Here is a 14,841-nt window from a genome sequence, read left to right on the forward strand (position 1 = left end):
AGAAGACTGCTGCAATAAAGAAAAAAACCTCGAAAACAGCGAACCTACGCCATTTTCAAGGTTTCTCCCTGCCAAGGGTGTAATGCCGGCGGCGGGACTTGAACCCGCACGCGGTTACCCGCAACAGATTTTGAGTCTGCATCGTCTGCCATTCCGACACGCCGGCTTACCTTCACAACGGTATCTATTCTAACATATGGTTTTCATTTTGGCAAGTAATTTTAGAAAAAAGACCGCATTGTTTTAGAAAAAAGACCACATTGAAAAAGCACTCCTTTTAGTGTATGATTGTATTTGGATTATGTTTTATTTTTGTGCAGCTATTCAGGCTGTAAAAGGAGGTGACTGCCATGACTTGCAGGGAGGCAGAACGTCTGGTCATGCCCTATATCAATGGCAGCATAACAGACGAAGAATTAAAGGCATTTGTAGAGCATATCGATCATTGTCCGGATTGCAGAGAGGAACTCGAGATATACTTTACAGTAGATGTAGGTATCCGCCAGCTAGATGAGGAATCCGGCACCTACAATATTAAAGGTGCCCTTGAAACTGCATTAGATGTTTCGCGGCAGAGGATACATACCCTGAATCTTTTACAAAATGCCATTTACGCAGTAAATACCCTTTGCTTCTGGTCTGTGTTTATGATATTTATCATGCAGGTACGTATCTGGAGCCAGACTGGATTCTGACAATAAACAAAGAAAAGGACTTATGTGATTATGAGCAATAAACTGGTACTCATCGACGGACACAGCATTTTAAACCGGGCATTTTACGGTGTTCCGGATCTGACAAATGCAGAAGGACTTCATACTAATGCAGTCTACGGTTTTTTAAATATCATGTTTAAAATACTGGAGGAGGAACAGGCCGACCATCTGGCTGTTGCCTTCGACTTGTCGGCACCTACTTTCCGCCACAAAATGTTTGATGCCTATAAAGGCACCAGAAAGCCAATGCCGGAAGAATTGCGGGAACAGGTTCCATTAATGAAGGAAGCTCTCCAGACTATGAATATCCCCATCCTGACGTTGGAAGGATATGAGGCTGATGATATTTTAGGAACTGTTGCAAAGCACTGCCAGGCAGAAGGTATTGAAGTTTCTATAGTTTCCGGAGACAGAGACCTTTTACAGCTGGCAGATGAGCATATTAAGATCCGTATTCCAAAGACCAGCCGTGGAACCACCAACATTTATGATTATTATCCGGATGATGTAAAGCGGGAATATCAGGTCACTCCAACGGAATTTATTGATGTAAAAGCTCTCATGGGAGATGCATCTGATAATATTCCTGGTGTACCTTCTATTGGAGAAAAAACAGCTACCAACCTGATCGTAACCTACGGTTCCATTGAAAACGCTTATGATCATGTATCAGAGATCAAGCCGCCAAGAGCCCAGAAGTCTCTGATGGAGCATTACGACATGGCCCAGATGAGCAAGGAGTTGGCGGCTATCTGTATTACCTGTCCTATCCCGTTTTCTTATGAAGATGCCCTGATCGGTAATCTGTATACACCAGAAGCATTTAAATTCATGAAACGAATGGAATTTAAGTCTATTTTAAACCGTTTTGATGCAGTTTCTATGAGTGATGCTGAGGGAGAAGAAGAAAATATCCAGAAGCATTTTAAGGTAATTACTAATAAAAAAGAGGCAGAAAAGATCTTTAAGGCTGCTGTAAAATCCCCTGTTATCGGTCTGCAGCTGATCACAGGAAGCAAGGCTGCTGTTTTAGAAGAAGCAGAGCAGCTGACCTTTTCCTTTGATGCAGACGGAACGATAAAGTCCGGTAAAAAGGCAAAATCTGCATATCTTCCTGTAGCAGCACTTACTATCTGTACCGGACCAGAGGAGATTTTCTGTATCACAGTCACAGAAGGACAGATCACAGGTGAATGGCTCACAGAGGAGGTTAAGAAGCTTTGTGATGAAAATAGCAGTCATTCCATCTGGGTATTAGACCTTAAATCCATGCTTCCGTTATTAGATCTTACAGACCAGGTGCCTGTATATGACGCAGGAGTGGCAGGTTATCTTTTAAATCCATTAAAAGACACATATGGATATGATGATCTGGCGAGAGATTATCTTTCCATGACAATTCCATCACAAAACGAGCTGATCGGCAAAGGCAATCTTGGGGATTTTCTGGAAGCAGGAGATGATAAGGCAGTTATCTGCGCCTGCTATATGGGTTATATTGCATGGAAAGCAGCAGAGCCTTTAAAAAGCCGCTTAAAGCAGGAAGAGATGTATAAGCTGTACACAGAGATCGAAATGCCTCTGATTTACAGCTTATGGCATATGGAGCGGGAAGGCATCCTAGTAAAACGGGATAAATTAAAAGAATACGGCGATACCTTAAAGGTAGGTATTAAAAAGTTAGAAACGGAAATTTATACAGAAACGGGAAAAGAATTTAACATCAATTCTCCCAAACAGTTAGGTGAGATCCTCTTTGGTGAAATGCAGCTTCCGGGAGGCAAAAAGACCAAGACCGGCTATTCCACAGCAGCAGAAGTTTTAGAAAAACTGGCCCCTGAGCATCCGGTAGTACAGAAGATCCTTGATTACCGCCAGCTGACCAAGTTAAATTCTACCTATGCCGAGGGTCTTGCAGCTTATATCAGCGAGGATGGTCGTATCCATGGCAAGTTCAACCAGACCATTACTGCAACGGGGCGTATCAGCAGTACAGAACCAAATCTACAGAACATTCCGGTACGGATGGAACTTGGACGGCAGATACGAAAAGTATTTGTTCCAAAGGAAGGCTATGTATTTACTGATGCAGACTATTCACAGATCGAGCTGCGCATTTTAGCCCATATGTCAGGAGATGAGCGTCTGATCGAAGCTTACAGGGAATCCAGGGATATACATGCAACTACTGCATCCCAGGTATTTCATGTACCGTTAGAGGAAGTAACGCCTCTTCAGAGAAGAAATGCAAAGGCAGTTAATTTCGGCATCGTATATGGCATCAGTGCCTTTGGTCTCAGTGAAGACTTAAGTATTTCCCGAAAAGAAGCCAAAGAATATATTGAGCGTTACTTTGAGACATACCCTAAAGTAAAAGAATTTCTGGACAGTCTGGTAAAACAAGGCAAGGAACAGGGCTACGTGACCACATTATATGGCAGACGCAGACCGATCCCGGAATTTAAATCATCCAACTTTATGCAGCGCCAATTTGGAGAACGTGTAGCAATGAATTCACCGATCCAGGGAACAGCAGCTGATATTATGAAGATCGCCATGATCGCTGTGGACAGAGAACTGCGAAAGAGAGGCCTTTCTTCCCGCATTGTACTGCAGATCCACGATGAACTTCTCATTGAAACTGCAAACAATGAAGTAGAAGAAGTAAAAGAAATCCTTACAGATAAAATGAAGCACGCTGCTGATCTGCGGGTTTCTTTGGAAGTGGATGCAAAAACAGGTGATTCCTGGTTTGATGCAAAGTAGGTAACATGGATAAATGCGGATGCCATCTATAGATGGCATCCTGGCTGGAGAATTATTGAGGTGAAAGAACAATGCAGCAGGAAGGAAGATATCCGGTGATCGGACTGACAGGTGGAGTAGGCGCCGGAAAAAGTACTGTCCTGTCATTTTTACAGGAAAACTACGGATTTTACGTTATACAGGCTGATCTGATGGCCAGAAAGCTTATGGAGCCAGGAAAAGAAGCTTATAAGGCAGTATGCGATTTTTTAGGTCCTGTGATTTTACAGGAAAACGGTGAGATCGACCGGAAGATCATGGCCGACATTATTTTTAATGATCTAGCAAAAAGAGAGAAAATAGATCAGCTTACCCATCCTTTAGTCTGGGAAGCGATCCGCAAAGAAGCAGGTAAACATGTTGACCAGCCGGTAGTTATCGAAGCTGCTGTTCCTTCAAAAGATTTTCGTGACATCTGTGATAAAATGTGGTATCTTTATACATCAAGAGAGGTGCGTATCCGGCGTTTGAAAGAAAGCCGGGGTTATTCTGACAAAAAAGCAGAGAGCATTATGGCAAATCAGGCAACAGAAAGCGAGTTTAGAAGCTTCGCTGATGCCCAGATCGATAACAGCGGCTCTGAAGAAGAGACCAGAAAACAGATAGATGCCCTTTTAGAAAAGGACAAAGATAAGGTAGCAAAATAACATGAGAATGGTAAGCATAGCGAGCGGCAGCAGCGGCAATTGTATTTACATAGGTTCAGATAATACACATCTTTTAGTAGATGCAGGCATCAGCAACAAAAGGATCCAGGAAGGCTTGAATGATATTGGACTGACTGGGTCTGACGTAACAGGCATTTTAGTGACCCATGAGCATTCAGATCATATTAAAGGACTGGGAGTTCTTTCCAGAAAGTATCATCTTCCTATTTACGGGACCCAAGGAACCTTAGATGAGATCGCAGCCTGTAAGACATTAGGTGTCTTTGATACCAGCCTTTTATCCCCTATTGAGCCGGATGTGGATTTTCAGATAGGTGATTTGACGGTAAAACCTTTTAAGATCGATCATGATGCAGTTGATCCTGTTGCTTACCGGGTGGAAAGCGGTTCTAAAGCAGTAGCAGTTGCCACAGATATGGGGCATTTTGACCAGTATACCATTGACCATCTTCAGAAACTGGATGCCCTTTTATTAGAATCCAACCATGATGTGCGCATGCTGGAGACAGGACCGTATCCTTATTATTTAAAACGCCGTATCCTTGGGGATCACGGACATTTATCCAATGAAAATGCAGGAAGATTGTTAAACAATATCCTTCATGATAACCTGAAAAAGATCTTCTTAGGTCATTTAAGCAAAGAAAATAATTATGCAGAACTGGCTTATGAGACAGTCCGCTTGGAAATTGACGAGGGAGACTGCCCATATGGAGCATCAGATTTCTCCATTTCTGTTGCATCCAGAGATAAAATGAGTGAGGTAATCTACTTATAACGGACCGGCTGTGTAAACTGGCTGTAAATCGTTTACCCACAGGGTTCGTATGTATATAAAAGAGAAGAGGAGATTGAAAAATGAGTAAGGCAATTATCACAGTAGTAGGAAAAGACACAGTAGGAATTATCGCAAAGGTATGTACTTATCTGGCAGAAAACCATGTAAACATCCTGGATATTTCCCAGACCATCGTACAGGACTATTTTAACATGATGATGATCGTGGATGTGACCAACATTGAAAAAACCTTTGGAGAGGTTGCAGATGAACTTGAAAAAGTTGGAGAAGAGATTGGCGTAACTGTAAAGATCCAGAGAGAAGAAATATTTACAAAAATGCATAGAATCTAATTTTGGAAGTATTCATGCCAAGGACTGTAGCAGATGACTTTTATTTATCGTTATTTCACCGTCAGGTAACATATCTGCTTACTAACATCTGAAAGGAAAAACAGGTTATGATTAATATATATGAAGTAAACGAAACCAACAATATGATCGAACATGAGAAGCTGGATGTGCGTACCATCACCATGGGTATCAGCCTTCTTGATTGTGCGGACAGTGATCTGGATGCTGTAAATGAGAAAATCTATAAAAAGATCACCACTCTGGCAAAAGACCTGGTTTCTACAGGAAAAGATATTGAAAGAGATTTTGGCATCCCTATTGTAAATAAGCGTATTTCCGTTACTCCTATCGCTTTAGTAGGAGGTTCTGCCTGCAAAAAGCCAGAAGATTTCGTTACCATAGCAAAGACTCTGGATAGAGCAGCAAAGGAAGTAGGAGTCAACTTTATCGGTGGCTATTCTGCTCTTGTAAGTAAGGGAATGACCACTGCTGATAAAAACCTGATCCTTTCTATCCCGGAAGCTTTAGCTACCACAGACCGTGTATGCAGCTCTATTAATGTAGGTTCTACAAAGACCGGTCTGAATATGGATGCAGTTGAACTTATGGGCCGCATTGTAACAGAAACTGCCCAGGCAACCAAAGGCAATGACTCCTTAGGCTGTGCCAAGTTAGTGGTATTTTGCAATGCACCAGATGATAACCCATTTATGGCAGGTGCTTTCCATGGTGTAACAGAAGCAGATGCCATCATTAATGTAGGTGTCAGCGGACCTGGTGTTGTAAAAGTGGCTCTGGAAAAGGTAAGAGGTGAAAATTTTGAAGTCCTCTGTGAGACCATTAAAAAGACTGCTTTCAAAATCACCCGCGTAGGACAGCTGGTAGCTCAGGAAGCTTCTAAACGTCTGGGCATCCCCTTTGGCATTATCGATCTTTCTTTGGCTCCTACACCGGCTGTAGGCGACAGCGTGGCTGAAATTCTGGAAGAGATTGGTCTGGAACGTGTAGGTGCACCTGGAACTACCGCAGCACTTGCCATGTTAAATGACCAGGTGAAAAAGGGCGGTGTTATGGCTTCTTCTTATGTAGGTGGTTTAAGCGGCGCATTTATCCCTGTCAGTGAAGATCAGGGAATGATCGATGCTGTAAGCCTGGGTGCCCTTACCATTGAAAAGCTGGAAGCAATGACCTGTGTTTGCTCTGTAGGTCTTGATATGATCGCTATTCCTGGAGATACACCTTCCACAACCATTGCAGGCATTATTGCTGATGAAGCAGCTATAGGTATGGTAAACCAGAAGACCACAGCAGTCCGTCTGATCCCTGTTATCGGCAAGAAAGTGGGAGATACTGCTGAATTTGGCGGTCTTTTAGGTTATGCACCGATCATTCCGGTAAATACTTTCTCCTGTGAGAAATTCGTTACCAGAGGCGGACGTATCCCGGCTCCAATCCACAGCTTTAAGAACTAACGGACACTGATTATAAGCAGGGCATATATTTTATGAAATTATATCTCATACGTCACGGGCGGCAGAACAGCCGCCTGTGCAATGTAAATGTTGATCTTTGTGAAGAGGGCTACCGTCAGGCAGCCCTTTTAGGCGAGCGGCTTTTTCCGAAAAATATCCAGGCTGTGTATTCCAGCGATCTGCTGCGTGCAATAGAAACCGCCCAGGCAGCTAATCTTTACTGGAATGTAGAGCATATGATCTGTCCGGAACTTCGTGAAATCGATTTTGGGGACATGGAAGGTCTTTCTGATACTGAGATTGCTGTGAAATATGCAGATTTTAAGAAAGAACAGACGAAAATGGAAAGAGACCTGGCTTATCCAGGGGGAGAATGTGCCGCTGATGTGGTAAAACGGGCCGATCCGGTGCTAAAACAACTGGTAAAAACCGGCTATGAACGGGTTGCAGTAGTGACCCACGGGGGACTGATCCGGGTTATGGCTGCATACTATACAGGGATTCCTTTAAGCCGTTTCCGCATCCTTGGAAAGGAACTGGAAAACTGCAGCATTACAGAACTTAACTGGGACGAAAAAAATAAACGATTTACTTTAGAATGTTTTAATGATCATGCGCATTTGGACAAATATCCAGAGCTTTTAAGAAGCAGCTGGAAAGGATAAGAAAGGAACAGGGCAAAATGAAAAAAGGGATTATTTTTGATGTAGATGGAACACTATGGGATTCTGCAACCCAGGTAGCACAGTCCTGGCAGGTAGCAGCCGAAAAGCTGTTAAACAGGCCAAGACCTATCACTCCGGATATGATCAGCCGGAATATGGGCAAAAATATGAAAGATTTTGGCGATGCCCTGTTCCCGGATCTTCCCGTAGAAAAACGGATGGAAGTAATGGCAGCCTGTATGAACTATGAAAACCAGTATCTTTTAGACCATCCGGGAACACTTTATCCAAATGTACAGGAAGTCCTTTCTGAACTTAGTAAAAAATATGAGCTGTTCATTGTCAGCAACTGTCAGAGCGGATATATTGAAGTGCTGATGGAAGCCTGTGACTTGAAACAATATATTACAGACATCGAATGTTACGGAAATACAAATCTGTCTAAAGCTGAAAATATTTCCCTTGTGATCCAGCGCAATCATCTGGATCGCAGCTTTTATCTGGGCGATACAGCTATGGATGCCCAGGCAGCAAAGGATGCCGGCATCCCCTTTGTCCATGCTGCATATGGCTTTGGAAAAGTAGAAGATCCCGAAGCAGTGATCCACGATCTTGCGCAGCTTGTACCGTTTGCAGAAACATTTTTTAAGGAAAACTAAAGGGGAGAAGAGAGATTTATGACAGAACTCAATGAACAGGCAAGACTGCGCCAGATATTGGAATTTTGCCTGGATAAAGATCTGGAACGCATCCTTTTAACCAATCCTGTAGATGCGTCAACATTTTCAAAGACAAAGATCCGTCCTCTTCTTTTAAAAGGTGAACTGATCTTTCAGGCAGAAGAACAGCGGGGTAAACAGGCATTTCACAAAAATTTAAACATAGATGAAGCCATTCTTTATGTGGAAAACTGTCTGGCTCACGATTTTCGCCAGGGCGAGATCACATCTGCCAAAGGCAAAGGAACCGTACTTGTAAGCAAAAAAGGAAAAATGACAGTAAAATTCAAACAACAGGCCCGGATCATTACTCAGAAGACCTTAGAACATAACCGCAAAAAGCAATATCTGCTTCCGGAAGGCACACCTGTCCCGTTTTTAGTGGACCTGGGTGTTATGACAAAAGAGGGACAGATCGTTCACAGCCGTTACGACAAGTATCGTCAGATCAACCGTTTTTTAGAGTTTATTGAAGATATTCTGCCTCAATTAGACAAACACAAGGAAAATGTCATCATTGATTTTGGCTGCGGAAAGTCTTACCTTACTTTCGCCATGTATTATTACCTGAAGGAATTAAAAGGATATCCGGTACGCATCATTGGACTTGACCTGAAGGAAGAAGTGATACGCCATTGTAGTGAACTGTCTATCCGCTATGGCTATGATAAGTTAAGCTTTACCTGCGGAGACATTGCCTCTTATGAAGGAGTAGACCATGTAGATATGGTGGTTACTTTGCACGCCTGTGACCTGGCAACAGATTATGCACTGGAAAAGGCAGTTGGCTGGGATGCAAAGGTTATTTTATCTGTTCCCTGTTGTCAGCATGAATTAAATAAGCAGATCAAAAATCCCTTGCTGCAGCCGGTTCTGGAATATGGTCTTATTAAAGAAAGAATGGCGGCTCTTTACACAGATGCTATCCGTGCCCAGATATTAGAGTACACTGGCTACAATACCCAGATCCTGGAATTCATTGATATGGAGCATACTCCGAAAAATATCCTTTTGCGTGCTGTTTCCAGAAAGAAAAATGAAATAAGTCCGGCAGAAGAAGAAAAACGCCAAAAAGCAGGAGAGCAGGTAAAGGAACTGATCCGTTTTTTACATGCTGATCCGGCGATTGTACGGCTTTTAGCACCGGAACTTGATCCATCTGCTAAATAATACAGATAGGCTGCGTGTACTCATTTCGCACCGGCTGTCCGGTTTTTGAAGCCAGAATGCTTTGACGTACATGGGAAGCATACAGATCCTGTTCAAACATCAATTTTGCAGTATCAGAAAGCATCCTGGATGCATCGGCAGTCTTTGTGACTAATGGTATCCGGGTATGCTTTTTTATTTCCCCTAAAAGAGCTGCTTTGTTCTTTCGGAAACCTAAAATACGGGCATAAGGGGCATATCCTGCTTTTTTTCCGGCTGATACCATTTCATCTGTGATCCCTAAAAGAATGTGCAGAAGGCAGCGGCTGATACGTGTGTAGGTATACTGCCTTGTTTTTAACTGGAAAATGCGTTTTTCAAAGCTTTCCTGATCATAGAGAACATGTTCTAAGCGGTCGGACAGATCTTTGGAAACATCTGAAAAAATGGAAAAAGGAATATGATCCCGGTTTAAGGTCAGAAGACGGTAATTTAACAGGTCGGACAGGTCATTGGCCTGTAAAGGAAGCTCTTCCCTGAAAAGATACTGTATTTCTTCCGGAATCTGGGAGAGGAAAGAAGTATCTGCTCCGGCTTTTGCAAAAATCCCTTTTCGGATAGCAGAGGCAGAAGCCATTTCTCCGTCTAAGTCCTCGCTGTGATAACCATTTCCTTTTCTTCTGACAGTAACCGGCGTAATGGAGCTTCCTCTTCTTAATAATGCTTTGCAATATTCCACGCCTAACAGGTTATTTGGCGTTTCTAAAAGAGATATGATCTCTTTACTGTCCTTTGTCCCTTCATGATAAGACAATTCTGCATTTAAGGCAAAGGCTCTTGCCTGAGGCCAGGAAAGACCATTTTGCAGACCTTCTTTTAATTTTCCTGAAAACGCAGCAGACTCTTTTCCAAGGATCTTTGCAGCTTTCATAAAATTCTTACTTTGACCCAGCTCACTGCCAAAACAAAGATGGGTCACTACCCCCAGATTATCAAGAAGAGCTACTGAACCGGCGGCAAAATCCTCGGCGCTGCTGACTGCGAAAATAGACGGAATCTCCAGCACCAGATCTGCACCGCTTAAAAGAGCCATTTTTGTGCGAAGATATTTGCTGAAAACAGATACTTCACCGCGCTGGACAAAATCACCGCTTATAACAGCTACACAGTAATCGCAGTCTGTGAGCTTTCTGGCTTCCCTGATCTGATAAGCATGACCATTATGAAACGGATTATATTCAGCTACAATCCCGGTTACATTCATCTTCATTCCCTGTTTATTCTCCTATTATTTCTATAATTTATGATATCATTATACTTGTGGACTGCAGATTCGTCTACCAGTACATTGTTTCAAAAACGATGTACTATGTCTTAAAGTTACTATACACGGGTAGTTCATTTTCATTGTGGAAAGTGACGAAAATCATTTTTCTTTTTCATCAAAACTATTTTAGCCGGAAGAAATTCTGCGGATATCGCTTCCGGCTACATGTTTTATTGCTTAAGTTATCAACAGTATCTATAAATTCTCTTTTGAGGCGTGTTGAATTCATCGATTTTTGTGGATGGTTTCTCCACGCCAGCTTCTTATCTGACCATTTTTTTAGAGTTATTCACATGAAAAAATGACGAATGATCATCTCCTGCAAATTCGCATAAATTCAGATCTTCTGCTATAATCATTCCATGAAAAGAGGGATGAGCATGAATGACATGTCTGTAAAAATCGAGCAGTTACTGAAACTTCAAAAGGGTGTCTGCGAACAGTACGAAAAAGAAAATAAAGAACTTTTAAAAACAATTAAAGCCCAGGAAGAACAGATCCGTCTTCTGAAACAGTTGATTGAAAACCAGGATAAAATCATTAAAGCATTGGAGCAATCATAATGGGAAAGCCGTTTGAATATATTGGAGCGTTGCAGTGTGAAAACCGAATATTGAGAAAAAAAGTAGCCGATCATGAGTCAGGAGAACGATTCCAACAGATTCAAATGGAACATCAAAAAGTACTTGATGAGTACCGCCGACAGATAAAACGTCTGAAACAAACGATTGAAAATCTTCGCAAAGATGTAAGAAAAGCCTGGAAATGGTGCGAAGAGGCATATGAAGATGCACTTAAGGAACTGAATGCACAGATGAAAGATCTGGAGCATGCATTAAAAAAGGCTAAAAGAATGCGCTTTGCCGCAGAACAACGCCGTGATCAGGCATTGTCTGAGGTCACTGGACTGCGCCGTGAAAACAGTGAGCTAAAGGATCAGCTGGAAAAAACAGAGGGACAGAATAAGAAACTTCTGGCACAGTTGAACCGTGATTATGAAAATTCCTCCATTCCGTCATCACAATCAAGAAACCGTCGAAAAATATCCAACAATCGTGAACGCACTGGAAGAAAACCCGGAGCGCAGCCAGGGCACGCCCATCATGGAAGGAAAAAGCAGGAAGCAACTCAGACTGTACATCTGCCTGCGCCCAAAATTGTGGCAGAGGATCCGGATTTCAAAAAAACAAAGAAGATCATAACCAAACAGCTTGTTTCCATTGAAATGATTCTTCATGTAACGGAATATCAGGCAGATGTATATCGTAACTCCAAGACGGGAGAAAAAGTCCATGCAGCTTTTCCCGCAGGAGTGGTTGATGATGTGAACTATGATGGCAGCATCAAGTCACTTTTATTTCTGTTAAATACAGACTGTGCAGTTTCCATTGATAAAAGCCAGCGCTTTCTCTCTGATTTGACAGGTGGAAAGCTGAAAATTTCCAGAGGAATGATCAATAAACTCTGCCGTGAGTTTTCTTCCAAAACAGAAACAGAACGGAAAAAAATCTTTGCAGACCTGCTGTCCTGCCCGGTTCTGCATACAGACTGTACAAATGCCCGCGTAAATGGAGAAAGCGCCTATGTATTTGTCTGCGCATCTTCAGATGAGGAAAAGGTACTTTACTTTGCCCGTGAGAAAAAGGGGCATGAAGGCGTAAAGGGAACTGTAACAGAAGATTTCCGGGGGATTCTGGTACACGATCATGAAATTACTTTTTACCGTTATGGAAGCGCTCATCAGGAATGCCTTGCGCATGTAGAACGGTATCTGAAAGACAGCATGGAAAATGAGGCATCCCTTACCTGGAACCGGCGAATGAGAGAACTGCTCCAACGAATGATACATTACCGGAAAGAACATACTGGTGAAGCATCGTTAGACGCTCAAACAGTATCTGGCTTTGAGACAGAGTATCAGGAAATCCTGGACAAAGCTAAAGAAGAATACAAACGTAATGAGCCAAGCCCGTATTACCGCGAAGGCTACAACTTATATCGCCGGATGCAGGAATATAAAACAGAGCATCTTCTTTTCCTGCATGACATGAGGGTGCCAACCACAAACAATACCGCAGAACGCTGTTTGAGAGATTATAAACGAAAACAGACTTTTGCAATGACATTTCGAAGCCTTGAAAGTATCGAAGAATTATGTCATAGCAAGGGTGTGCTGCTTGAAGTACGAAAAAACAACCCCAACATTTATACTGCTGTCATGGAAATCTTTAACAGAAGATATGGAGCCTGATTTGTGCATCAGACTCCCTTATTTTAATTGACCGAGTGGTTGTACACAAGTCTGCCCGTGTATAGTAACGTCTTAAAAACAGGACACAGAATATACACAATTACATCACAATTATGTCAAAAAGGAAAGGTATATTGTAGTCATCAAAAGGAAAGAAAAACAAAAGATCCAATTGATATTTAAATGAAAGCTTATATAGAAGCACCTGAAAGGAGCGTTTTAGTATGTACGAAGAAGATAGAGAAAACAAGATAGATAAAAGAACAGAGATCATGGATGATGTAGATGAACATGAAGGTGAATGCAGGCAGCAGTCTTCATATGATGCTCAGGATGTAAACTGGACTACACCAAACCGCACCAGTTGCCCAGAAGATCATGCTCCTGAAAAAAATACATCCGGCAGAGCTTCTGAAGAGAGGACATTCCCTGAAAAATCTGCTTCTGAGAGAAAGACCCAGTGGCAGGAAAGCAGACAGCAGGCGCCAGGCAGAGAAAAAACTTACAGAAATGAATATCGTAATGAGTACCGTGAAGCACCTCAGACGCCAAAACGCAAAAACAGCTGGGTCAGAAAAGCCGCTGGTATCACAGCAGCTGCCGTCCTCTTTGGAACAGTTGCAGGCGGTGTGATGACAGGAGTAAATTATGTAGGAGCCCGTCTTACAGGTCTTTCTGATATAACAGCTTCTGCATCAGCAGAAACAGAAGGCACCACAACAGCGCAGATACCGGAAACAAAGGCAGCTTCTGATGACCAGAGTACAACACCTGTATCTACGGTAACGGATGTTTCTTCTATTGCAGAAAAGGCAATGCCTTCGCTGGTAGCCATCAACGATACGATGACTGTTGAACAGAACAATTTCTTTGGTATGCCTCAGACTTATCAGGCACAAAGCAGCGGCTCCGGTATTATTGTTGGACAGAATGATGCAGAGCTTCTGATTGCTACTAACAACCACGTTGTTTCCGGTGCAACGGATATGAAGGTTACATTTACAGACAGCACACAGGTAGCTGCCGCAGTAAAAGGTACAGATTCTGCAACAGATCTGGCGATCATTGCAGTAAAGCTTTCTGATATCCCATCTGATACCATGAGTAAGATCAAAGTATCAACCTTAGGTGATTCTGACCATGTAAAAGTGGGAGAGCAGGTTATTGCTATCGGTAATGCCCTTGGATATGGACAATCACTGACTGTTGGTTATATCAGTGCCTTAGACCGTGAGATCACAGATGAAAATGGTATCCAGCACACGTACATCCAGACAGATGCAGCTATCAATCCTGGCAACAGCGGCGGTGCGCTTCTTGATTTAAACGGCAATGTGATCGGTATTAATGCTGCAAAGAACACATCTACAGAAGTAGAAGGTATGGGATTTGCAATCCCAATTTCAAAAGCCCAGGAAATTTTAAATAATTTGATGACAAAAAAGACCAGAGAAGCTGTGGATGAAAGTGCACAAGGCTACCTGGGGATCCAGGGAACTAATATTGATGCAAATGCCTCTAAGGAATATGGTATGCCGGTTGGTATTTATGTATACAAGATCGTTGAAGGCGGAGCAGCAGCAAACTCTGACTTAAAGGAAAAGGACATCATTACAAAATTTGATGGACAGTCGGTTACTAACATGGAAGAATTAAAGCAGATGCTCACTTACTATGAAGGCGGTTCCACGGTTGAACTAACTGTACAGTCCCTTGTAAATGGAGTTTACGTGGAGCATAACGTACAGATCACATTAGGAACAAAGCCGGCATCTAATTCATAAAATAAAGAAGATGCTTTGCCCTGATCAGGCAGATGCATTAGAAAAATATTAAAAATATTAGAAATAATAGAAAAACAGGCATCGGAGAGAAATTTCGGTGCCTGTTTTCTTATTTATATGCTATACTATAATAAGTGTATGAAAAAGCAGGCGG

At 42.4% G+C, this 14,841-nt stretch carries 13 protein-coding genes and 1 tRNA gene; 12 read left to right on the forward strand and 2 right to left on the reverse strand.

The genetic code is table 11. From position 1 onward, the window contains the following. Positions 1 to 83: 83 nt before the first annotated feature. A tRNA-Leu gene (locus OGM16_14655) sits at positions 84 to 166 on the reverse strand. Between the two features lie 184 nt (positions 167 to 350). Between OGM16_14655 and OGM16_14660 the strand changes: the two genes are divergently transcribed. The 9 genes from OGM16_14660 (at position 351) to OGM16_14700 (ending at position 9,346) form a co-directional block, all read left to right on the forward strand. Next, positions 351 to 695, forward strand: a complete 345-nt coding sequence (locus OGM16_14660; protein UYJ46028.1) for a zf-HC2 domain-containing protein — start codon at positions 351 to 353, stop codon at positions 693 to 695. Between the two features lie 30 nt (positions 696 to 725). After that, the gene (gene polA / locus OGM16_14665; protein UYJ46029.1) at positions 726 to 3,482 is read left to right on the forward strand and encodes a DNA polymerase I; all 2,757 of its coding nucleotides are present in this window, start codon (positions 726 to 728) and stop codon (positions 3,480 to 3,482) included. A 71-nt stretch (positions 3,483 to 3,553) separates the two neighbouring features. Further along, on the forward strand, positions 3,554 to 4,168 hold the full coding sequence (coaE, locus tag OGM16_14670; GenBank protein UYJ46030.1) for a dephospho-CoA kinase: 615 nt from the start codon (positions 3,554 to 3,556) through the stop codon (positions 4,166 to 4,168). Between the two features lies 1 nt (position 4,169). Next, entirely contained in the window at positions 4,170 to 4,967 is a 798-nt protein-coding gene (locus OGM16_14675) for an MBL fold metallo-hydrolase (GenBank protein ID UYJ46031.1), read from the forward strand. Between the two features lie 80 nt (positions 4,968 to 5,047). Then, positions 5,048 to 5,320 carry an ACT domain-containing protein gene (locus OGM16_14680; GenBank protein ID UYJ46032.1) on the forward strand — a complete coding sequence of 91 codons (273 nt, stop codon included), beginning with the start codon at positions 5,048 to 5,050 and terminating at the stop codon, positions 5,318 to 5,320. Positions 5,321 to 5,427: 107 nt separating this feature from the next. Further along, on the forward strand, positions 5,428 to 6,792 hold the full coding sequence (locus OGM16_14685) for a PFL family protein (GenBank protein ID UYJ46033.1): 1,365 nt from the start codon (positions 5,428 to 5,430) through the stop codon (positions 6,790 to 6,792). Positions 6,793 to 6,824: 32 nt separating this feature from the next. Next, on the forward strand, positions 6,825 to 7,457 hold the full coding sequence (locus tag OGM16_14690) for a histidine phosphatase family protein (GenBank protein ID UYJ46034.1): 633 nt from the start codon (positions 6,825 to 6,827) through the stop codon (positions 7,455 to 7,457). 17 nt (positions 7,458 to 7,474) lie between these two features. After that, positions 7,475 to 8,116, forward strand: coding sequence for an HAD family hydrolase (locus OGM16_14695; protein ID UYJ46035.1), 642 nt, complete (start codon positions 7,475 to 7,477; stop codon positions 8,114 to 8,116). An 18-nt stretch (positions 8,117 to 8,134) separates the two neighbouring features. After that, entirely contained in the window at positions 8,135 to 9,346 is a 1,212-nt protein-coding gene (locus OGM16_14700; protein ID UYJ46036.1) for an SAM-dependent methyltransferase, read from the forward strand. Here the strand turns inward: OGM16_14700 and OGM16_14705 are convergent. Next, positions 9,339 to 10,589, reverse strand: coding sequence for a nucleotidyltransferase (locus tag OGM16_14705; protein UYJ48475.1), 1,251 nt, complete (start codon positions 10,587 to 10,589; stop codon positions 9,339 to 9,341). The genes OGM16_14700 and OGM16_14705 overlap by 8 nt on opposite strands. Positions 10,590 to 11,032: 443 nt before the next feature. Between OGM16_14705 and OGM16_14710 the strand changes: the two genes are divergently transcribed. The 3 genes from OGM16_14710 (at position 11,033) to OGM16_14720 (ending at position 14,687) form a co-directional block, all read left to right on the forward strand. Further along, a complete protein-coding gene (locus OGM16_14710) occupies positions 11,033 to 11,215 on the forward strand; it encodes a hypothetical protein (protein UYJ46037.1) in 183 nt (60 codons plus the stop codon). Beyond that, the gene (locus OGM16_14715) at positions 11,215 to 12,903 is read left to right on the forward strand and encodes a transposase (GenBank protein ID UYJ46038.1); all 1,689 of its coding nucleotides are present in this window, start codon (positions 11,215 to 11,217) and stop codon (positions 12,901 to 12,903) included. Before OGM16_14710 ends, OGM16_14715 begins: the two co-directional genes overlap by 1 nt. Before the next feature lie 224 nt (positions 12,904 to 13,127). Then, on the forward strand, positions 13,128 to 14,687 hold the full coding sequence (locus OGM16_14720; protein ID UYJ46039.1) for a trypsin-like peptidase domain-containing protein: 1,560 nt from the start codon (positions 13,128 to 13,130) through the stop codon (positions 14,685 to 14,687). Positions 14,688 to 14,841: the final 154 nt, after the last annotated feature.

It is taken from the genome of Lachnospiraceae bacterium, from assembly GCA_025758065.1.
Lineage (GTDB): Bacteria > Bacillota > Clostridia > Lachnospirales > Lachnospiraceae > Enterocloster.